The organism is Stenotrophomonas sp. GZD-301, assembly GCF_049310345.1.
Lineage (GTDB): Bacteria > Pseudomonadota > Gammaproteobacteria > Xanthomonadales > Xanthomonadaceae > Stenotrophomonas.
The window spans coordinates 23,583-42,662 of the sequence record NZ_JBMOWY010000064.1; the positions used below are offsets into that span (position 1 = coordinate 23,583).

General features: G+C 68.9%; 15 protein-coding genes and 1 rRNA gene. 9 read left to right on the forward strand and 7 right to left on the reverse strand.

The genetic code is table 11. The features are described from left to right. Position 1: 1 nt before the first annotated feature. The 4 genes from ACO6VK_RS16960 to ACO6VK_RS16975 form a co-directional block, all read right to left on the reverse strand. Complete coding sequence (locus ACO6VK_RS16960; protein ID WP_422509158.1) at positions 2-1,456, reverse strand: efflux transporter outer membrane subunit; 1,455 nt, start codon at positions 1,454-1,456, stop codon at positions 2-4. Continuing rightward, positions 1,453-2,364, reverse strand: coding sequence for an efflux RND transporter periplasmic adaptor subunit (locus ACO6VK_RS16965; protein ID WP_422509160.1), 912 nt, complete (start codon positions 2,362-2,364; stop codon positions 1,453-1,455). The genes ACO6VK_RS16960 and ACO6VK_RS16965 overlap by 4 nt, the downstream gene beginning before the upstream one ends. Next, positions 2,361-2,570 carry a DUF1656 domain-containing protein gene (locus ACO6VK_RS16970; protein WP_017354740.1) on the reverse strand — a complete coding sequence of 70 codons (210 nt, stop codon included), beginning with the start codon at positions 2,568-2,570 and terminating at the stop codon, positions 2,361-2,363. The genes ACO6VK_RS16965 and ACO6VK_RS16970 overlap by 4 nt, the downstream gene beginning before the upstream one ends. A gap of 85 nt (positions 2,571-2,655) precedes the next feature. After that, positions 2,656-3,111, reverse strand: coding sequence for a MarR family winged helix-turn-helix transcriptional regulator (locus ACO6VK_RS16975; RefSeq protein ID WP_411849279.1), 456 nt, complete (start codon positions 3,109-3,111; stop codon positions 2,656-2,658). A 160-nt stretch (positions 3,112-3,271) separates the two neighbouring features. Between ACO6VK_RS16975 and folE the strand changes: the two genes are divergently transcribed. The 4 genes from folE (at position 3,272) to ACO6VK_RS16995 (ending at position 9,513) form a co-directional block, all read left to right on the forward strand. Next, entirely contained in the window at positions 3,272-3,874 is a 603-nt protein-coding gene (folE, locus tag ACO6VK_RS16980) for a GTP cyclohydrolase I FolE (RefSeq protein WP_411849278.1), read from the forward strand. Between the two features lie 94 nt (positions 3,875-3,968). Then, positions 3,969-5,438, forward strand: coding sequence for a DUF3375 domain-containing protein (locus ACO6VK_RS16985; protein WP_422509163.1), 1,470 nt, complete (start codon positions 3,969-3,971; stop codon positions 5,436-5,438). After that, positions 5,425-6,126, forward strand: coding sequence for a DUF4194 domain-containing protein (locus tag ACO6VK_RS16990; protein WP_422509165.1), 702 nt, complete (start codon positions 5,425-5,427; stop codon positions 6,124-6,126). Before ACO6VK_RS16985 ends, ACO6VK_RS16990 begins: the two co-directional genes overlap by 14 nt. An 18-nt stretch (positions 6,127-6,144) precedes the next feature. Further along, positions 6,145-9,513 (forward strand): ATP-binding protein, encoded by a 3,369-nt coding sequence (locus tag ACO6VK_RS16995; protein WP_422509167.1) that lies wholly within the window; start codon positions 6,145-6,147, stop codon positions 9,511-9,513. A 54-nt stretch (positions 9,514-9,567) separates the two neighbouring features. Here the strand turns inward: ACO6VK_RS16995 and ACO6VK_RS17000 are convergent, their stop codons facing one another. After that, positions 9,568-10,344 (reverse strand): sulfite exporter TauE/SafE family protein, encoded by a 777-nt coding sequence (locus ACO6VK_RS17000; protein ID WP_422509169.1) that lies wholly within the window; start codon positions 10,342-10,344, stop codon positions 9,568-9,570. Between the two features lie 130 nt (positions 10,345-10,474). On the opposite strand from ACO6VK_RS17000, the gene ACO6VK_RS17005 reads away from it, so the two are divergent. Next, a complete protein-coding gene (locus ACO6VK_RS17005) occupies positions 10,475-10,864 on the forward strand; it encodes a YchJ family metal-binding protein (RefSeq protein WP_422509171.1) in 390 nt (129 codons plus the stop codon). On the opposite strand, the gene ACO6VK_RS17010 is transcribed toward ACO6VK_RS17005, so the two are convergent. Next, the gene (locus ACO6VK_RS17010) at positions 10,843-12,150 is read right to left on the reverse strand and encodes a diguanylate cyclase (protein WP_422509173.1); all 1,308 of its coding nucleotides are present in this window, start codon (positions 12,148-12,150) and stop codon (positions 10,843-10,845) included. The genes ACO6VK_RS17005 and ACO6VK_RS17010 overlap by 22 nt on opposite strands. A 170-nt stretch (positions 12,151-12,320) precedes the next feature. Between ACO6VK_RS17010 and egtB the strand changes: the two genes are divergently transcribed. Genes egtB through ACO6VK_RS17025 form a run of 3 tightly spaced genes read left to right on the forward strand, consistent with a single transcriptional unit; the run spans position 12,321 to position 16,811 of the window. Then, a complete protein-coding gene (gene egtB, locus ACO6VK_RS17015) occupies positions 12,321-13,604 on the forward strand; it encodes an ergothioneine biosynthesis protein EgtB (protein ID WP_422509175.1) in 1,284 nt (427 codons plus the stop codon). Then, complete coding sequence (egtD, locus tag ACO6VK_RS17020) at positions 13,601-14,575, forward strand: L-histidine N(alpha)-methyltransferase (RefSeq protein ID WP_422509177.1); 975 nt, start codon at positions 13,601-13,603, stop codon at positions 14,573-14,575. Before egtB ends, egtD begins: the two co-directional genes overlap by 4 nt. 55 nt (positions 14,576-14,630) lie before the next feature. After that, on the forward strand, positions 14,631-16,811 hold the full coding sequence (locus ACO6VK_RS17025; protein WP_422509179.1) for a lytic murein transglycosylase: 2,181 nt from the start codon (positions 14,631-14,633) through the stop codon (positions 16,809-16,811). A 55-nt stretch (positions 16,812-16,866) separates the two neighbouring features. On the opposite strand, the gene ACO6VK_RS17030 is transcribed toward ACO6VK_RS17025, so the two are convergent. Continuing rightward, a complete protein-coding gene (locus ACO6VK_RS17030) occupies positions 16,867-18,057 on the reverse strand; it encodes a benzoate/H(+) symporter BenE family transporter (RefSeq protein ID WP_422509181.1) in 1,191 nt (396 codons plus the stop codon). A 625-nt stretch (positions 18,058-18,682) separates the two neighbouring features. On the opposite strand from ACO6VK_RS17030, the gene ACO6VK_RS17035 reads away from it, so the two are divergent. Further along, positions 18,683-19,080 (forward strand): 16S ribosomal RNA (locus ACO6VK_RS17035); the annotation flags it as partial.

The following is a 19,080-nucleotide window of genomic DNA, read 5'->3' on the forward strand; positions in this document are numbered from 1 at the left end:
CTCAGGGCGCCGCCGGGGCGGCGACGGCGTCGGCATTCCAGCCGCCGCCGAGCACCAGGAACAACTGGATCTGGTCGCGCGAGACCTGCGCCTGCGCCGTGGCCAGGGTGGCATCGGCCGAGACCAGCGTGCGGTCCGCGTCCAGGCTGGCCAGGTAGGGCGTGCGCCCGCCCTGGTAGAGGCGGCGGTTCTGGCTGGCGGCCAGTTCCGCCTGCTGCTGCGCCACCTGCAGCGACTGCAGGCGCTGCAGGTCCTGCGCGTAGCGGCTGAGCGCGGTCTGGGTTTCGCGCAGCGCCTGCAGCACGCTGTGGTCGAACTCGGCCAGCGCCGCGTCGGCACCGGCTTCGGTGGCATGGATGCGGGCATGCGTGCCCGACGACGGCAGCGTCCAGGAAATCAACGGGCCGATCGACCACTGCTGGGTCAACGGCGTGCCGAAATCTTCGAGCAGGCCGGCGGCGCCGACCGACGCGCCCAGGCGGATGTCCGGATACAGCTCGGCGGTGGCCACGCCGATGCGTGCGGTGGCCGCGGCCAGCCGGCGCTCGGCCTGGCGGATGTCGGGCCGGCGCTGCAGCAGTGCGCGGCCATCGCCCACCGGCAACGGCTGGGCCAGGGTGGGGGCATGGCTGCAGTCGCTCACGCCTTCCGGGAGCTGGCCCGGGGTCCGGCCGAGCAGGGCGGCCAACTGGTATTCCGAGGCCTGGCGGTGCGCGCGCAGCGGCGGCAGCGCCGCCTCCAGCATCGCGACCTGTGCGTTGGCACGGGCCAGCTCCGGCGGCGTACCGCGGCCGGCGGCGATCAGGCGCTGGGTCACCGCGCGGCTGCGCTGCTGCAGCTGCAGCGAGTGCTCGGCCACGTGCAGCTCATGGTTGGCATGGCAGATCTCGACATAACTGCCGGCCACCTGCGCCACCAGCGAGACGCGCGCCAGGTCGAGGGCCGCTGCGGTGGCCTGTTCGTCCGCGTGCGCGGCCTCGGCGGCGCGCTTGAGCTTGCCGAACAGGTCGAACTGGTAGGACACCGCGAACTTGCCGTCGGCCAGGTTGATCGGCGGCAGTTCGTGTTCCAGCAGGAACGATTCGGCGGACAGCTGCGCGCGGCTCACGCCGGCCTCGGCCTCGTACTCGATGCCACCGGCATCCAGCGCCTGTTCGTACACGGCAGCGGCACGGCGCAGGTTTGCATTGGCGGCCTTGAGCTCGACATTGTCGCGCAGCGCCTGCTGCACCAGCGCGTTGAGCGTGGTGTCCTGGTAAAGCTCCCACCAGCGGGCGGGCAGGTCGGCGCCCGGCGCCACCTTCGGGTTGCCGGTATCGATGAACGCCGCATTCGCTTCGGTGCGCTGGAACGCTGCGCCGGCCGGTACGGCGTAGTCCGGACCGACCGTGCGGCACGCCGCCAGGCTGGTCAGTGCCAGCGCGAACGCGACGCGGTGCAGGGCCGGGCGGCTCACAGCGCCGCCTGTGCCGGTGAGGCCGTGTGTGTGCCCGTGTCCGCGTCCGGCTGGATGGTCACCGTGGCGGTCCGTCCGGCGATCAGGTTCACACCCGTCGGCACCCGGTCGATGTGGATGCGCACCGGAATGCGCTGGGCCAGGCGCACCCAGTCGAAGGCCGGGGTCACGTTCGGCAGCAGGCTGCTGCCTTCGCTGCGGTAGCGGTCCTCGATGCCGGCGGCGATGCTCTGCACATGGCCCTGCAGCGGCTGCGCCTCGCCCATCAGGCGGATGTCGACCTTCTGCCCGGCGTGCACGCCGCGCAGGCGGGTTTCCTCGAAGTAGCCATCGACGCGGAACGACCCGGTGTCCAGCACCGCCATCACCGGCCGCCCGGCAGTCACATAGTCGCCGGCGCGCACGGTGCGGTCGTTGACGTGCCCGTCGCTGGGGCTGCGCACTTCGGTCCGGGCCAGGTTGAGCCGGGCCAGGTCGACGGCGGCCTGCGCGGTGGCCATCGACGCCTGCGCGGCCTGCAGCTTGGCGCGGCGCACTTCGGCGTCCTCGGCGGCCACCAGGTCGGCCAGGCTGCGGTCGCGGGCGATCTCGCGGCGCAGCTGTTCCAGCGTCGCGCGGCGTTCGCCGAGGGCGGCCTGGGCCTGTTCCAGCGCGATCTGGTAGCGCGCCCGGTCAACCACGAACAACACCTCGCCGCGCTTCACCGGCTGGTTGTCGGCCACCTTCACCGCTTCCACCAGCCCGGACACGTCCGGGGCCACCTGCACCACATCGGCGCTGACGTGCGCATCGCGCGTCCACGGCTCATCCATGTAGTACGCCCACAGATGGCGCAGCACCAGCACGGCGGCGAGCACCGCCACGACGGTCAGCACGACCGGGAAAGCACGCTTGAGGGTCTTGTTCACGATTGCATCCAACGCATCAGGGAGAACAACCCGCCAAGCACGATCACGTACACGGCCAGGTTGAACAGGGCGGGGTGCCAGATGTGGCGGTAGGCGCCGGTGCGCTGCAGAACCAGGCGCAGCCCGCTCTTGAGCAGGTAGGCCAGCAGCATCAGCCCGAGCAGGGTCGGGACGAACACACCATAGAGACTGAATTCACCGTACATCGAGGCAAGGGATTCGCAGGGAGAGCGGAAAGGGGAGTGCCCGGCGTCGCAGGACGGCACCGGGCGGCACAACGGGGGAAGCGGCTTACGTCACGCGTTCGGCGGCATCGGCCAGCAGCTGCCAGAGCTTCAGCACGGTGCGCAGTTCGTCCATCGACAGCGCGCCGAACACATCCTCGCGCAGCCCGATCAGCTGCGACTCCAGCTCGCTGACCAGGGCCTCGCCCTTGTCGGTCAGCCACAGCAGGTTGGCGCGGCGGTCGCTGGCATCGCATTCGCGGCGCACCAGCTCGCTGGCGGCCAGCTTGTCCAGCAGACGCACCAGGGACGGGCCTTCCATGCCCAGCTGCTGGGCCAGCGTCACCTGGCGGATACCCCCGCCGGCGCGCCCGATCATCAGCAGCGGCATGGTGCACGCCGCCGAAATGCCATAGCTGCCCAAGGCCTGGTCGGCCAGACGCTGCCACTGCCGCCCTGCGTAGAGCAGGCCGGAGCTGAGCTGCATCTGCAGCTGGGTACGTTCGTCGAGAGTGCGTTTCATGGCAGATAGATAGGATACTACTAATTTCCATCCTATCAATACCCCTGGCCCAACGCCCGCCCAACGGCGGCGCACCGGAACCGGCCCCCGGCCGCATGGCGGGGGACGCCCGAGGGGTCTCTCGGGTACGATGCTCGCCCCCCTTCGGGTGCTGTATGTAATGAGCGAAAAAGACAACGACGCCACCCCGGTCACCCAGGCCGATGCCGAATCGGCCGTGCGCACGCTGCTGCGCTGGGCCGGTGAAGACCCCACCCGCGAAGGCCTGCTGGATACCCCGCGGCGCGTCGCCGAGGCCTATGGCGACTGGTTCAGCGGCTACCGCGACGACCCGCGCGCCTACATGGAGCGTACCTTCGAGGAAGTGGCCGGCTACGACGAACTGATCGTGCTGCGCGACATCGAGTACGAAAGCCACTGCGAACACCACATGGCGCCGATCATCGGGCGCGTGCACGTCGGCTACCTGCCGGCCGGCAAGGTGGTGGGCATCAGCAAGCTGGCCCGCGTGGTCGAGGCGTATGCCCGCCGCTTCCAGGTCCAGGAAAAGATGACCGCGCAGATCGCCCAGTGCATCCAGGAGGTGCTGCAGCCGGTCGGTGTGGGCGTGGTGGTGGAAGGTGCGCACGAGTGCATGACCACCCGCGGCATCCACAAGCGCGGCGTCAGCATGGTCACCTCGAAGATGCTGGGCAGCTTCCGCGAGGATGCGCGCACCCGCGCCGAGTTCCTGCGCTTCATCGAAGTGGGCGGCAAGCGCTGAACCTGCCGCGCGCCCGGCACTGCGGTGCCGGGCCGGTACCCTTCCTGCTGCGCGGCGTCTGGCTGCGCGGTGTTCTTCCGGATGTCCTGGCTGCATGAAGCACCGCGAACGCATCACCCGTTACCGCGCCCTGCGCGAACAGCCCCAGTGGAAGCTGCTGGCCGCCGCCAATGCCCCGGAGATCATCGGCCTGCTGCAGAGCCTGCTGATGGATGGCGAGCGCACCCTGCCGGCGGCCGCACTGCATGAACGCCTGCAGCGCGCACTGGATCAGCTCAACGGCGAGGAGCTGTCGCGCGAGCTGCCGCGTACCGCGCAGGCCTATATCGCCCACTGGCTGGCCCAGGGCTGGCTGGAACGGCGCCTGCCCGACGGTGCCGACCAGGAGCAGTACGAACTGTCCACCCAGGCGCTGCAGGCGATCCGCTTTGCCGACAGCCTGGAGCAAAGCCGTGTGGCAGCGACCGAAAGCCGCCTGGCGCTGGTGATCGAGCAGCTCTCGCAGCTCGCCGCCCAGACCGAGTCCAACCCGGATGCGCGCCTGTCGGCGCTGCGCGACGAGCGTGACCGCATCGATGCGGAGATCGCGCGGGTGGGCGAGGGCAGGGTGGTGGCGCTGGACGGCAAGCGCGCGCTGGAACGTGCGCGCCAGATCATCGGCCTGGCCGACGACCTCACCGAAGACTTCCGCCGCGTCCGCGACGATTTCGAGCGCCTCAACCGCGAGTTCCGCGAACGCATCATCGACGATGAAAGCGAGCGTGGCGACGTGCTCTCCAAGCTGTTCGAGGGCGTGGACGTGATCGGCGACAGCGATGCCGGGCGCAGTTTCCAGGCGTTCTGGCGCCTGCTCAACGATGCCGAGCAGAGCGCCCAGCTCGATGCTGCGCTGGAGGCGGTGCTGGCGCGCGGCTTCGCCCGCAAGCTGGACCGCAACGAGCGCGCCTTCCTGCGCGGCTTCACCGGCACCATGCTCGACCGCGGTGGCCAGGTCCACGATGTGCTGCAGCACTTCGCGCGCAGCCTGCGCGGGTTCGTGCAGAGCCGTGGCTACCTGGAGCAGCGTCGCCTCAACCAGCTGCTCAAGCAGGCGCAATCGGAGGCCCTGGCGCTGCGCGACGATTTCGCTGCACAGCGCCCGATCGGCCGCGATCTGCAGCTCACCACCAGTCGTCTGCGCTCGTGGTCGCAGTGGAAGCTGCACGACCCGCGCAGTGCGCAGGTGGACGGTAGCGTGCAGCGCAACGATGCGGCCAGCATCAGCCTGGAAAGCGTCGGCGACCTGGTGGCCTCGTCGGAAATCGACTTCCGCACCCTGCGCCGCGATCTGCACGAGCTGCTCGGCGCGCAACCCAGGTTGAGCATCGCCCAGGCCCTGTCGCAGCGCGAGGCGCCGCAGGGGTTGGGCAGCGTGATCGGCTACCTGTCGCTGGGCACACGCCACGGCACCGTGGTGGACGGCGAACAGGAAACCGCCCATTGGCGTGGCGGCGATGGACAGTGGCGACGTGCCCGCATCCCGCTGGTTTGGTTCACCCAGGAGAAACGCCATGAACTGGCATGAAGAGTCCCATGACGTCGCCCCCATCGACGGGGTTGCAGACGATCACGATGCCGAGCCGGTGGTGGTGACGCCGCTGCCGCGGCGTAGCAATGACGTGTTCTACATGGGCGACACCGGGCGGCTGCCGCTGGATGGGCGCCGCGCGCTGTGCCAGCTGCTGATCGGCCCGAGCATCGACCAGCTGCGCCACGCCAAACTGTGGCCGGCGCTGATCCGCAACGAGGCCGCGATCCGCTCGGCGCTGTCGGACCTGTTCCTGGAACTGGTGCTGGATCGCGACAGCGGCGTGGCCTTCACCCGCCAGGCCGACACCGAAGACATCGACGCGCCGGTGCTGCTGCGCAGCTCGCCGCTGACCTTCATCGACTCGGTACTGCTGCTGTACCTGCGCCAGCAGCTGGCCGAGGCCGACGCGCGCGGCAACCGCGCCGTGGTGGCCGACACCGAGATGGCCGAGGCACTGGCCATCTACGAGAAGAACCTGTCCACCGACCGTGCCGGCTTCAACCGGCGCGTGGCCGCCGCCGTGCAGAAGATGAAAGAGAACCACATCCTGACCCGCCTGGCCGGCCAGGACGACCGCCACGAAGTGTCGCCGGCGCTGAAGCTGCTGTTCTCCGCCGAAGACGTGTCCGCACTGTCCAGCGTCTACCGCCAGTTGCGCGACACCCCAGCTGCCAACGCCTGAACGGACCCCCGATAACGCATGGCCATCTCCAAGCACACCCCCGCCCTGTTCAACGACGGGCTGCCTGATCCGCGGCTGCAGCAGTTCCGCATGCGCCGCCTGCAGGTGCACAACTGGGGCACCTTCAACGGCCTGACCGAGGTGCCGATCGCCGAGCGTGGCTTCCTGTTCGTGGGCCGGTCCGGCTCCGGCAAGTCGACCCTGCTCGATGCCATGTCGGCAATGCTGGTGCCGCCGTCGATCGTCGACTTCAACGCCGCCGCGCGCGAAGCCGAACGCAGCGGCCGTGACCGCAACCTGGTGTCCTACGTGCGTGGCGCGTGGGCCGACCAGCAGGACCGCGGCACCGGCGAAATCGCTACCCAGTACCTGCGCAAGGGCGCCACCTGGACCGCGCTGGTGCTGGAATACCGCGCCGGCGATGGCCGCGTGGTCAGCCTGGTGCGCCTGTTCTGGATCGCCGGCAACGGCGCGGCCGCCGCCGACGTGCGCAAGCACTACCTGATCGCCGAGCGGCCCTTCGACATCGCCAAGGACCTGGGTGGCTTCGACCTGGACCTGCGCAAGCTCAAGCAGCGCCTGGGCGATGTGCACCACTTCGACAGCTTCACCGGCTACGCAGAGCGCTTCCGCCACCTGCTCGGCATCGACAACGAGATGGCGCTGCGGCTGCTGCACAAGACGCAGTCGGCCAAGAACCTGGGCGATCTGAACGTCTTCCTGCGCGACTTCATGCTGGATACGCCGCGCACCTTCGACGCCTCCGAGCGCCTGGTCAGCGACTTCGCCGAGCTGGACGGCGCGCACAAGTCGGTGGTCACCGCCCGGCGTCAGGTCGAAACCCTGCTGCCGGCACGTGCCCTGCACGCCGAGCTGAAGGCCATGAACCTGCAGCGCGCCGATGAGGAAACCCTGAAGCTCGGCCTGGACAGCTTCCGCGAATCGCGCCTGCAGCAGCTGCTGGAAAAGCGCCTGCAGGATATCGACGTACGCCACCGCGGCCTGCTGGGGGAAGAAACCCAGCGCCGCCAGACGCTGGGCAACCACGAGGAGCACCTGGCCGGCCTGGAACTGCAGCGCCGCCAGCAGGGCGGTGAGCGCATCGAGGAACTGGAGCGCGAGCATGGCCGCGCCCAGGCCGAGCGTGACCGCCGCCAGGCCAAGCGCGGCCAGGCCGAGCAGGCCGCGGAAGCGCTGCAGGACAGCGTGCCCGACGATGCCCACGGCTTTGCGCAGCTGATTGCCCGCGCACAGGGGGAGCTGGACAACCGCCAGCAGGCCGCGGCCGCGCTGGACGATGCCATCACCGAGCGCCTGGCCGGCAAGCAGGACGATACACGCCGCTTCGGCGAGGTCCGTGCGGAACTGGAGGCGATGGAGCGCAATCCGTCGAGCATCCCCGCGCCGCTGCAGAAGCTGCGCAGCCGCCTGGCCGAGGAAACCGGTGTGCCCGAGGCGGCGCTGCCGTTCGTGGGCGAACTGATCCAGGTCCGCCAGGAGCAGGGCGCGTGGCAGGGCGCCATCGAGCGCGTGCTGTTCGGCTTCGCGCAGTCGCTGCTGGTGGAAGACAAGCACTACAACGAGGTCAACGCGTGGGTGAACCGTACCCACCTTGGCATGCGGCTCACCTACTACCGGGTGCGCCGCAACGACGATGCCATCGCCCGTGAACCGTCGGCGCGCTCGCTGCTGCACAAGCTGGAGTTCCGCGACAGCGTGTTCGAGCCGTGGCTGCGCCGTGAGCTGGGCAAGCGCTACGACTACGAGTGCGTGGAGGCCAAGCAACTGCGCGACGTGGACCGCGGCATCTCCCGCGAAGGCCAGGTCAAGCACCCTGGCGACCGCTTCGAGAAGGACGACCGCAATTCGATCAGCGACCGTCGCCGTTGGCTGCTCGGTTTCAGCAATACCGAAAAGCTGGCGCTGTTCCGCAAGGAAGCGCAGGAACTGGCGCAACGCATCGCCGCGTGCGACGAAGACGTCGTCCGGCTGCGCAGCCAGCGCGACCGCGACAACGACCGCCGCCTGGCCTGCAACCAGCTGGTCAACTTCGTGTGGGAGGAAGTGGACGTCGCAACGGCGGCCCAGCGCCTGGACGACATTGCCGCCTCGCTGCGCGAGCTGAAGGAAGGCAACGCCGACCTGGCCCGCCTGGCCCAGCAGATCGACCAGGCCCGCGCGGACATCGCGCAGGCACGTCGCACCTACGAAGACACCCGCGTCGAGCTTGCCCAGCACGCCCGCGAACGCGACAAGCTCGACGCCCAGCGCCAGCGCAGCCGCGCCCTGGTGCTGCCGGCGCTCGGCGCCACGCAGGAAGCGGGGCTGCAGCAGCGCCTGGACGGGCTGGGTGGCCTCAGCCTGGAAACGCTCGAAGCGCACATGCGCGAGATCAGCAAGGGCATCAACGAAAGCCTCGCTGCCTCGCAGCACGAGGTGCATCGTGTCGAGACCCAGCTGGTGGCCTGCTTCCGGCGCTTCGCCCAGGCGTGGCCGGAGGAATCCGGCGACTTCACCGCATCGGTCGCCTCGGCCGACGACTTCCTGGCCCGCCTGCAGCGCCTGGAGCGCGATGGCCTGCCGCAGCACGAAGAACGCTTCTTCGACCTGCTGCAGAACCAGAGCAAGAACAACCTGCTGGCCCTGCAGCGGCACAGCGCCGAGGCCCGCAAGTCGATCGGCCAGCGCCTGGACGAGGTCAACGCCTCGCTGGAGCAGGTGCCCTTCAACCGCGGCACCCTGCTGACCATCGAGCTCAGCGACCGCCGCCTGCCGGAGGTGCTGGAGTTCCACCAGCAGCTGCGCGAAGTGCTCTCGCACCACCAGACCGAAGAGCGCGAGGTGGCCGAGGCGCAGTTCGCGGTCCTGCGTGAGCTGGTCAAACGCCTTGGCTCGCAGGAGGGCGAGGACCGGCGCTGGCGCGAGAACGTGCTCGACGTGCGCCTGCATGTGGAGTTCATCGGCGTCGAGCTGGACGCGGCCACCCGCCAGCAGGTGGAGATCTATCGCAGTGGCGCCGGCAAGTCCGGTGGCCAGCGGCAGAAGCTGGCCACCACCTGCCTGGCGGCCGCGCTGCGCTACCAGCTCGGCGGTGCCGAGAGCCAGCTGCCCAGCTATGCCGCGGTGGTGCTGGACGAAGCGTTCGACAAGGCAGACAACGAGTTCACCGCCCTGGCGATGAACATCTTCGAGAACTTCGGCTTCCAGATGGTGGTGGCCACCCCGCTGAAGTCGGTGATGACGCTGGAGCCGTTCATCGGCGGCGCCTGCTTCGTCGAGATCAGCGGCCGCCACGACTCCGGCGTGCTGCTGATCGAGTACGACGAAGAAGGCAAGCGGCTCAAGCTGCCCGAGCGTACCCGGCAGCAGGAGGCCGAGCCGGCCTGACCGGCGCACCCCGGTAGAGCCGACCGTTGGTCGGCTGCTCCCGCACGACACGGCTCACCCGCCGAACGTGTCCCAGCCCATCCGGGCGATCAGCACCACCACCAGGCCGACGAACAGCTTGCGGATGAACGGCGTGCCGCCGCGCAGCGCCAGCCGCGTGCCGACCACCGAGCCGACGATGTTGGCGGCCGCCATCGGCAGCGCGAACAGCCACAGAATGTTGCCGGTGGGCACGAAGAACGAAATGGCCGCCACGTTGGTGGCCAGGTTGACCACCTTCGATGCGGCCGAGGCGCGCAGGAAGTCCAGGCCGAAGAAGCGCACGAACAGGAAAATCAGAAAACTGCCCGTGCCCGGCCCGAAGAAGCCGTCGTAGAACCCGATCACCGCACCGATCGCCAGCGCAGTGGCCAGCTCCCTGCGGCCGATCTCGCGCGGCCGGTGCAACGCCCCGAAATCCTTCTTCCACAGCGTGTAGCCCAGCATCGCCACCAGCAGCACCAGCACCAGCGGGCGCACCGCATCCTTGGGCAGCAGGCTGACCGCCGTGGCCCCGGCGAACGAAAACACGAAGGCGGTGCCCGCCGCGAACAGCACCGGTCGCCACGGGAAGCGCACGTTGCGCGCGTAACGCGCGGCCGCCGCCGCCGTACCGAACATCGAACTGAACTTGTTGGTGCCAAACAGCATCGCCGGTGTCTGCTGCGGCAGCACCGTGAACAGGCCCGGCAGCTGTACCAGCCCGCCGCCACCGACGGCGGCATCGACCAGACCGGCGATGAAGGCAATCGCCACCAACCACAACAGCTCGGGGGGAACCAGCTCAAACACGGCAGGGCATCGTGGCGTAAAGCGCGCCAGCATACGCCCGGCACGACCCCGCAGGTAGAGCCGACCGTTGGTCGGCTTCTCCCCGCGGATGACGGTGGTCGATGCAACCGCCCCACGTCACAATGTCCGCATGACCGATTCCGACCCCTGTCCCTGCGGCCGTTCACTGGCCTACGCCGCCTGCTGCGGCCGTTTCCACGCCGGTGAGGCCGCGCCGGATGCCGACGCGCTGATGCGCTCGCGTTACTGCGCCTATGTGAAGCAGTTGCCGGACTACCTGCTGGCCAGCTGGCATCCCGACACCCGGCCCGCATCGCTGTCGCTGGACGAACCGGCGGGTCAACGCACCCGCTGGCTGGGCCTGACCGTCCACGAACACACCGTCCCGGACCCGGACCACGCCCAGGTGCGTTTCACCGCGCGCTACAAGGTCGGTGGCGGCAGCGCGGTCAAGATGCTTGAACACAGCCGTTTCGTCCGCGAGGACGGCCGCTGGTTCTACCTCGACGCGCTGCCCTGAGCCGCCTCGCCGCTGCGAACCGCCACCGGCCGCTGCTGGCCGTGGGCGCGCACGCAGTTGCGGCCGGCATCCTTGGCCGCGTACAGCGCCTGGTCGGCGGCCTTGATCACCGCCTGCGGGCTGTCGCCAACCCGGCTGTCGGCCACGCCGATGCTGACCGTCACCTGCACTACCTCGCCGCCACCGCCGCGGCCGCGCTGCAGGCGGCCGACCGCATCGTCGCGGGTGCGCGCCGCGCGATCACGCAGTGTCATGCGGGCGTCTTCCACCGTCGCCCGGATCGCCTCCACCGCGGCCACGCAGGCCGGGGCAGGGCGGTCCAGGAACACCAGCGCGAACTCCTCGCCGCCATAGCGGAAGGCCCGCCCGCCGCCGCCCACGCCGGCCAGCCGCGCCGCCACCAGCCGCAGCACGTCATCGCCGATGTCATGGCCGTGGGTATCGTTGAAGCGCTTGAAGTGGTCCACATCGACCATCGCGATCGTGTAGGTAGGCCCCACGCGCTGCAGGCATTCATTGAGGGCCCGTCGGCCGGGCAGGCCGGTCAGCTCGTCGCGGAAGGCCATATGGAACGATTCCTGCACCATCGCCGAGACCAGCACCAGCAGCGCCACGCTGGTCAGCGCGGGCAACAGCGCCGGCGACAGGAAGATCCGCGGCAGCATCGCCCACACCGCCAGCAGCGCCAGCAGCATCGCGGTATGCAGGGCGCGTGGCTGGCGCACGGCCTGCACCGACAGCGCGATCGCAGCGACCACGAAGGCCACCGTGGGCAGTTGCGCCAACCGGCTCCAGCCGGTCGGCAGCCACGTCCAATGGCGGTTGGACAGCAGATCGTGCAGGCCCTGCGGCCCCTGCGCCGCCAACAGCGCGAAGATGCCCAAGGCCACGCCGCTCAGCACCGCGCGCAGCAGCAGGTCCTGGCGCAGGCGCCCGCGCTCGGGCCACAGCCCGTGCACCAGAAAAAGCAGCGGCAACCACAACGCGACCGCATGGAAGGTCAGCGGCGTGCTGGCGGAGACCACCCCGTCACGCAGGAAACCGGCCACCAGCCCGTGCAGCAGCGCGAAGGCCAGCGCGATCGCCAGCAGCAGGCACAGCGCCCGCACGCGGTTGTAGATCAGGGCCAGGCCCACGCCAAGGCAGGTCAGCAGCAGCGGCAGCAGGCGATGCACCGGGCTGCCCACCTCCTGCGCCGGGGTGGCCGACCACAGCACCAGCCCGGCAAGCAGGGCGGGCAGCACGAACAGATAGTGGCTGGGCTGGCGTAGCAGGTGATTCCGCAAGGACGGTTCCACAGAGCGGGCCGGCGCGCCGTGGCTGCATCGTGCAAACCGGACCACACAGGCGATGGTCCTCCCGGTAGCGGCCGGCGCGCATTCAACTTGAGCTGCGTAACACGGTGTGAGCCTTGCCATGACGTTGCGCTCACCCGTGCTGTTCGATCCTGACCGCGATGAATACCGCCGTCGCCCCACCGCCGCCAACCACGGACCCGTTGGCCGCTGCACTGGCCGCCCGCTACGCCGGCATCCGCGCCCGCAGCGTCGCACTGGCCGCACCGCTCAGCGCTGAAGACGCGATGGTGCAGAGCATGCCGGACGCCAGCCCGACCAAATGGCACCTGGCCCACACCACCTGGTTCTTCGAGCGCTTCGTGCTGGCCAACCGGCCGGGCCACGAACCGTTCAACGCCGACTGGCACTACCTGTTCAACAGCTACTACCAGAGCATCGGCCCGGCGCATGCGCGGCCTCAGCGCGGGCTGCTCTCGCGCCCGTCGCTGCAGGAGGTGCTGCACTACCGTGCCGAGGTCGACCGGCAGGTGATTGCCCTGCTGCAGGCCGGCGTGCTCGACGCCACCACACGCCATCAGCTGCTGCTCGGCCTGCAGCACGAACAGCAGCATCAGGAGCTGCTGCTGACCGACATCAAGCACGCGCTGTGGTGCAACCCGCTGCAGCCGGCCTACCGCGACGATCTCGGCTGTTCCCCCAGCAGCGCCGTGCCGCTGCGCTGGAAGGAAAGCCCCGAGCAGATCGTGGAGATCGGCGCCCCCGCATGGCCGGCCCATGCCGCGTTCGCCTACGACAATGAATCGCCCGTGCACCGCGTGCTGGTCCCCGCCCACGCGCTGGCCAGCCGCCCGGTCAGCACCGGCGAGTACCGCCAGTTCGTCGCGGCCGGCGGGTACCGCGAGCCCGCGCATTGGATGAGCGAGGGCTGGGCGCTGTGCCAGGCCGAGCACTGGCAGCACCCGTTGTACTGGGACGATGCCCTGGAGCGCGAGTTCACCCTCGGCGGCTGGCGCACCCTCGACCTGCACGCGCCGGTCTGCCACCTCAGCTATTACGAGGCCGATGCCTATGCGCGCTGGCGCGGCATGCGCCTGCCCACCGAGTTCGAATGGGAGGCCGCCGCGGCCGGTCAGCCGGTCGAGGGGCACTTCGCCGACGCCGACCGCCTGCATCCTGCCGGCGGCAGCGACGCCCCGCTGCAGCAGCTGTTCGGCGATGTCTGGGAATGGACCAGCAGCGCGTATGGCGCCTATCCCGGCTTCCGCCCCTTCGCCGGCCATCTCGGCGAATACAACGGCAAATTCATGAACGGTCAATGGATCCTGCGCGGCGGCAGCTGCGCCACACCGGCTGGGCACGTCCGCGCCAGCTACCGCAACTTCTTCGCTCCCGCCGCGCGCTGGCAGTTCGCCGGCCTGCGCCTGGCCCGGGACGCCGCATGAGCACGGTCAGCGACGCGCTCGAGGCGCTCACCGATCTGCAGCCCGACCGCGCCCGCATCACCGCCGATATCGTGCAGGGCCTCTCGGCCCGGCCGCGCCAGCTGCCCTCCAAATACTTCTACGACGCCCGCGGCTCGGCCCTGTTCGAGCAGATCACCCACCAGCCCGAGTACTACCCGACCCGCACCGAGCTGAAGCTGCTGCAGGATTGCGCGCACGACATCGCCAAGGTGGTCGGCCCACGCCTGCACGTGGTCGAACTGGGTAGCGGCAGCGGCCGCAAGACCGAGCTGCTGCTGCACGCGCTCACCGATCCGGTCGCGTATACCCCGATCGAAATCTCGCGTGCGGCCCTGCTGGCCAGCATCGCGCGGCTTGCCGACGCCCTGCCGGAGATCGAGATGCTGCCGGTCTGCGCCGACTTCACCCGTCCGGTGCAGGTGCCCGCCCCGCAGCGCACGCCGGCCCGCCGGCTGTTGTTCTTCCCCGGTTCCACGCTGGGCAATTTCGCCCACGCCGATGCCGTGGCCCTGCTCCGGGCCATGCGCCAGACGATGGGCACCGACGGCCTGGCCCTGATCGGCATCGACCTGCACAAGGACCCGGTGCTGATCGAATCAGCCTACAACGATGCCGCCGGTGTCACTGCGGACTTCACCCTCAACCTGCTGCGCCGGCTCAACCGCGAGATCGGCAGCGACTTCGACCTCGACGGTTTCCGTCACCGGGCCCGTTACAGCGTGCCGCGCCTGCGCATCGAGACCGAGCTGGTCAGCACCCGCGCCCAGACCGTGCACGTCGACGGCCAGGCGTTCGACTTCGCCGACGGCGAGGCGATGACGGTCGAGTACAGCCACAAGTACACCGATGCGTCCTTTGCGGCCTTGGTCGCCGAGGCCGGCCTGCGCGCGAGTGCGGCGTGGAACGCCTTCGAACCGGCCTTCGGCCTGCGCCTGCTGCAGCCGGCTTGATTCGCGCGGCGTGCCGCTATGATGCAGATCCACTTGGCTGCAAGGATTTCCGCCAATGAGGCTCTACACCCGCTGGCTGCTGGGCGCGTTGTGCCTGGCCAGCGCCTCGGTCGCCGCCGCGCCACAGGACGACCTGGACCGCTGCCTGGCCACACTGCAACCGCAGGCGCTCAAGCAGGGCATCAGCGCTGCCGGGTTCACCCGCCTCACCGCCGGCCTTACCCCGGACCTGAGCGTGCTGCCGCTGCTGGATGCCCAACCGGAGTTCACTACTCCGTTGTGGGACTACCTCGCCGCGCTCGTGGACACGCAGCGTGTGGACGACGGTCGTGCACGTCTGTCCCTGCACCGCGATCTGCTCACCACGGTGTCGGCGCAGTACGGTGTCGATCCCGCCACCATCGTGGCGGTGTGGGGCGTGGAGAGCGACTACGGCCGCGTCTTCGGCAAGCGCCCGCTGCTGCAGTCGCTGGCCACACTGTCCTGCAACGGCCGCCGGCAGCCCTTCTTCCGGGGCGAACTGCTGGCCCTGCTCAGGCTGCTCGACGCCGGTGACCTTCAGGCCGAGGGCCTGACCGGTTCCTGGGCCGGCGCGTTCGGGCATACCCAGTTCATGCCGTCGACCTACGCACGCATTGCCGTGGATGGCGATGGCGACGGTCGCCGCGACCTGGTCGCCAGCATCCCCGATGCCCTGGCCTCCACCGCCAACTATCTGGCCAAGGCCGGCTGGCGTACCGGCCAGCCCTGGGGCATGGAGGTCAAACTCCCGCCCGGCTTCAACGCATCGCTGGCCGGCCGTACCCAGCGCAAGCCGCTGGCCGCCTGGCGCGCGCTGGGCATCGTCCCGGTCGGCGGCGGCGCGCTCGCCCCGGCCGGACTGCCTGCCGACAGCAACGCCGCCCTGCTGCTGCCGACCGGCGCCAAGGGGCCGGCCTGGCTGGTGTTCCGCAACTACGACGCGATCTACGCCTACAACGCCGCAGAGAGCTACGCCCTGGCCATCGCCACCCTGTCCGACCGTCTGCGTGGCGGGCCCGGCATTGTCGCGGCCTGGCCCACCGACGATCCCGGCCTCGGCCGCACCGAGCGCCGTGAGCTGCAGACCCTGCTGCTCGCTCGCGGCCACGCCATCGGCGCCGCCGATGGCATGATCGGCACCGCCACCCGCCGCGCCATCCAGGCCGAGCAGCAACGCCTGGGCTGGGCCGATCCGGACGGCCGTGCCGGCCAACGCATTCTCACCGCCCTGCGTGGCGCCCCTCCTTCCTCCCCGATCCCCGCCATCCCCATGCCCACGTCCACTGTGTTCTCCCTGCCGTCCAACCATGCCCGTTACGTGCAGTCGCCGGCCGCCCCTGCCGCCGCCCTGCCCAAGGTCCAGGGCCTCAGCCTCGGGCAGGTGCAGGGGTTCATGGCGTGGAAAGTGGAAACGCCGTTCGCCACCGCCGCCATCGCCGTGTTCGGCGGGCAGTTGCTGTCCTATGTGCCCAAGGGGGGCAAGGACGTGATGTGGCTGTCGCCCAGCGCCCAGCCGCTGCCCACGCCGATCCGCGGCGGCACGCCGGTGTGCTGGCCGTACTTCGGCCGCCAGGGGCAGGGCACCGATGTGCCCTCGCACGGGTTCGTGCGCAACGTCCCGTGGACCCTGCAGCAGGCCCGCCGCGAGGCTGACGGCACGATGGTGCTCAGCCTGGCGCCCCCGGCGCTGGACACTCTGGCGCTGCGCCTGCGCATGGAACTGCGCATCGGCCGCACGCTCGAACAGCGCCTGGTCACCGAGAACACCGGTACCCAGCCGGTGAGCTTCACCCAGGCGCTGCACAACTACTTCCAGGTCAGCGATGCCACCCAGGTCAGCGTGGACGGCCTGGACGGCCTGTCCTACCTGGACAAGTTCGAGAACTACGCCACCGCCCACACCCAGCAGGGGGCCTGGAGCCTGCGCGATCCGCGCGACCCCGGCCGCAGCGACCGCATCTATACCAACGCGGGCGGCCGCTACGTACTGAACGACCCCGGCTTCAGGCGCCGCCTCGAGATCACCACCCAGGGCAGCCGCTCGCTGGTGGCCTGGAACCCGGGCGAGGCGGGGGCGGCCAAGATGGCCGACGTCGGGGCCGGCTGGCGCAACTATGTCTGCCTGGAAGCGGCCAATGCCGGTCCGGACGTGGTCACCCTGGCGGCAGGCGCCACCCATACCCTGGTACAGACCTTCCGGGTGAGCCCGCTCTGAGCAGCGCCGGGCAGGGCAGGGCGCCGATTGCGCGCTGCCCCCCCGGCCGGCCGTCTCAGTGCACCGCTGCCCGCGGGCGCAGCACCACCAGGCAGATACCGCCGGCCACCAGTCCCCAGAACGCCGAACCGATGCCGGCCAGCGACACCCCCGAGGCGGTGACCAGGAAGGTCACCAGCGCGGCCTCGCGGTCGGCTTCCTCGCGCAGCGCGCCGGCCAGGCTGTTGGCAATGGTGCCGAACAGGGCGATACCAGCCACACAGGCCACCAGTTCGCGTGGGAAGGCGGCGAACACCGCCGCCACCGTCGCCCCGAACAGACCGATCACCATATAGAAGACACCGGCCGCCACCGCCGCCGTGTAGCGGCGCGCCGGGTCCTCATGCGCCTCGCGGCCCATGCAGATCGCTGCGGTGATCGCCGCCAGGTTGAGGCCGTAGGCACCGAAGGGGGCCAGCAGCGTGTTCACCACGCCGATCCAGCCGATCACCGGCGACACCGGTGTGTCGTAGCCGGACGCACGGATGACCGCCACGCCGGGAATGTTCTGCGAGGCCATCGTCACCACGAACAGGGGCAGCGCGATCCCGAATACCGCCGACCATGACAGTGTGGGCAGGGTGAACACCGGGGCCGCCAGTTCCAGGTGAACCTGCTCCACATGCAGCAGCCCCTGCACGGCGGCGATCGCGATGCCCACCAGCAGCGTGGCGATCACCGCATAGCGTGCGAACAGCCGGCGGCCGATCAACCAGGTGGCGAACATCGCCAGCGCCATGCCCAGCTGGGTGCCCATCGACACGAACACGTCCAGTCCGAAGCGCAGCAGCACGCCGGCGAGCATGCCCGAGGCCAATGCCATCGGCACCCGTCGCATCACCTTGGCGAACAGTCCCGAGAAGCCGGCAATCATCCCCAGCAGGGCAGCAAGTACAAATGCGCCGATGGCATCGCTGTAGCCCACCGACCCGGCGCCCACCACCAGCATTGCCGCGCCCGGCGTCGACCATGCCGTCACCACCGGCATCCGATAGCGCAGCGACAAGCCGATACAGGTCACGCCCATGCCCAGGCCGAGCGCCCACATCCATGAAGCGATCTGCGCCTGCGATGCACCGACTGCCTGTGCCGCCTGGAACACGATCACCGCCGAACTGGCGAAGCCGACCAATACGGTAATGAAGCCAGCCATCACCGCGGGCAACGACACATCGCGCCACAACGAACCTCTGCCAACCAACGACATCGCATGCATCCCTGACGACAAGACATGCATTGTTAGCAAGCCAGCGGCAGCACGCGCAACACGCGTGCTGCCGCTGGCGATGCGGAGCAGCACGCAACGATGACGCAATGATGAAAAAGATTGAACAAAAGCCTTGACGAATTTTCAGAAGTCTTTAGTATTCGCTCCCTCGCTGCGACGCGGTCTTCACCCCGGTGAACACCAAACCAAAGCGGCGGCAACATCCCTCGAAAGAAGGTGTTGACGGAAACGAAAAGCCTGACATAATAGGCGGCTCGCTTCGACGAAAAGACCTTCGGGTCGCACGACGAAGCAGCATCGGCAACAACGTCCACTTCGGTGAGACGGCCTTGAAAAAAGGTGTTGACGAAGCAGAAAAGCCCGCTATAATGGGCGGCTCGCAACGACGGAAACGTCGCTGCACACGGAGGAAGGCGCTGAGGCCGACTCCAAAGTTCTTTGACAGTATGCGCAGGTATCTTGTGAAGGCGCCTGCAGGAAGGATGATTGTCCATCTTGCAGACGTTTGATCAAGCAACATATCAATTGTTTTAAAGCAAGCGAAACGTTGCCAGCGGTCAAGCATCTGCAGCTTTAAATTTTTAGTCCTCGGACTATGCGTTTTTAAGTGAAGAGTTTGATCCTGGCTCAGAGTGAACGCTGGCGGTAGGCCTAACACATGCAAGTCGAACGGCAGCACAGTAAGAGCTTGCTCTTATGGGTGGCGAGTGGCGGACGGGTGAGGAATACATCGGAATCTACCTTTTCGTGGGGGATAACGTAGGGAAACTTACGCTAATACCGCATACGACCTTCGGGTGAAAGCAGGGGACCTTCGGGCCTTGCGCGGATAGATGAGCCGATGTCGGATTAGCTAGTTGGCGGGGTAAAGGCCCACCAAGGCGACGATCCGTAGCTGGTCTGAGAGGATGATCAGCCACACTGGAACTGAGACACGGTCCAGACTCCTACGGGAGGCAGCAGTGGGGAATATTGGACAATGGGCGCAAGCCTGATCCAGCC

What these genes read in the sequence shown, in the direction of transcription:
- ACO6VK_RS17030 (WP_422509181.1), bottom strand. Translation starts at nt 18,057, where the DNA reads ATGTCGTTGGTTGGCAGAGGTTCGTTGTGGCGCGATGTGTCGTTGCCC.
- ACO6VK_RS16995 (WP_422509167.1), top strand. Translation starts at nt 6,145, where the DNA reads ATGGCCATCTCCAAGCACACCCCCGCCCTGTTCAACGACGGGCTGCCT.
- ACO6VK_RS17005 (WP_422509171.1), top strand. Translation starts at nt 10,475, where the DNA reads ATGACCGATTCCGACCCCTGTCCCTGCGGCCGTTCACTGGCCTACGCC.
- folE (WP_411849278.1), top strand. Translation starts at nt 3,272, where the DNA reads ATGAGCGAAAAAGACAACGACGCCACCCCGGTCACCCAGGCCGATGCC.
- ACO6VK_RS16985 (WP_422509163.1), top strand. Translation starts at nt 3,969, where the DNA reads ATGAAGCACCGCGAACGCATCACCCGTTACCGCGCCCTGCGCGAACAG.
- egtD (WP_422509177.1), top strand. Translation starts at nt 13,601, where the DNA reads ATGAGCACGGTCAGCGACGCGCTCGAGGCGCTCACCGATCTGCAGCCC.
- ACO6VK_RS16990 (WP_422509165.1), top strand. Translation starts at nt 5,425, where the DNA reads ATGAACTGGCATGAAGAGTCCCATGACGTCGCCCCCATCGACGGGGTT.
- egtB (WP_422509175.1), top strand. Translation starts at nt 12,321, where the DNA reads ATGAATACCGCCGTCGCCCCACCGCCGCCAACCACGGACCCGTTGGCC.
- ACO6VK_RS16975 (WP_411849279.1), bottom strand. Translation starts at nt 3,111, where the DNA reads ATGAAACGCACTCTCGACGAACGTACCCAGCTGCAGATGCAGCTCAGC.
- ACO6VK_RS16970 (WP_017354740.1), bottom strand. Translation starts at nt 2,570, where the DNA reads ATGTACGGTGAATTCAGTCTCTATGGTGTGTTCGTCCCGACCCTGCTC.
- ACO6VK_RS17025 (WP_422509179.1), top strand. Translation starts at nt 14,631, where the DNA reads ATGAGGCTCTACACCCGCTGGCTGCTGGGCGCGTTGTGCCTGGCCAGC.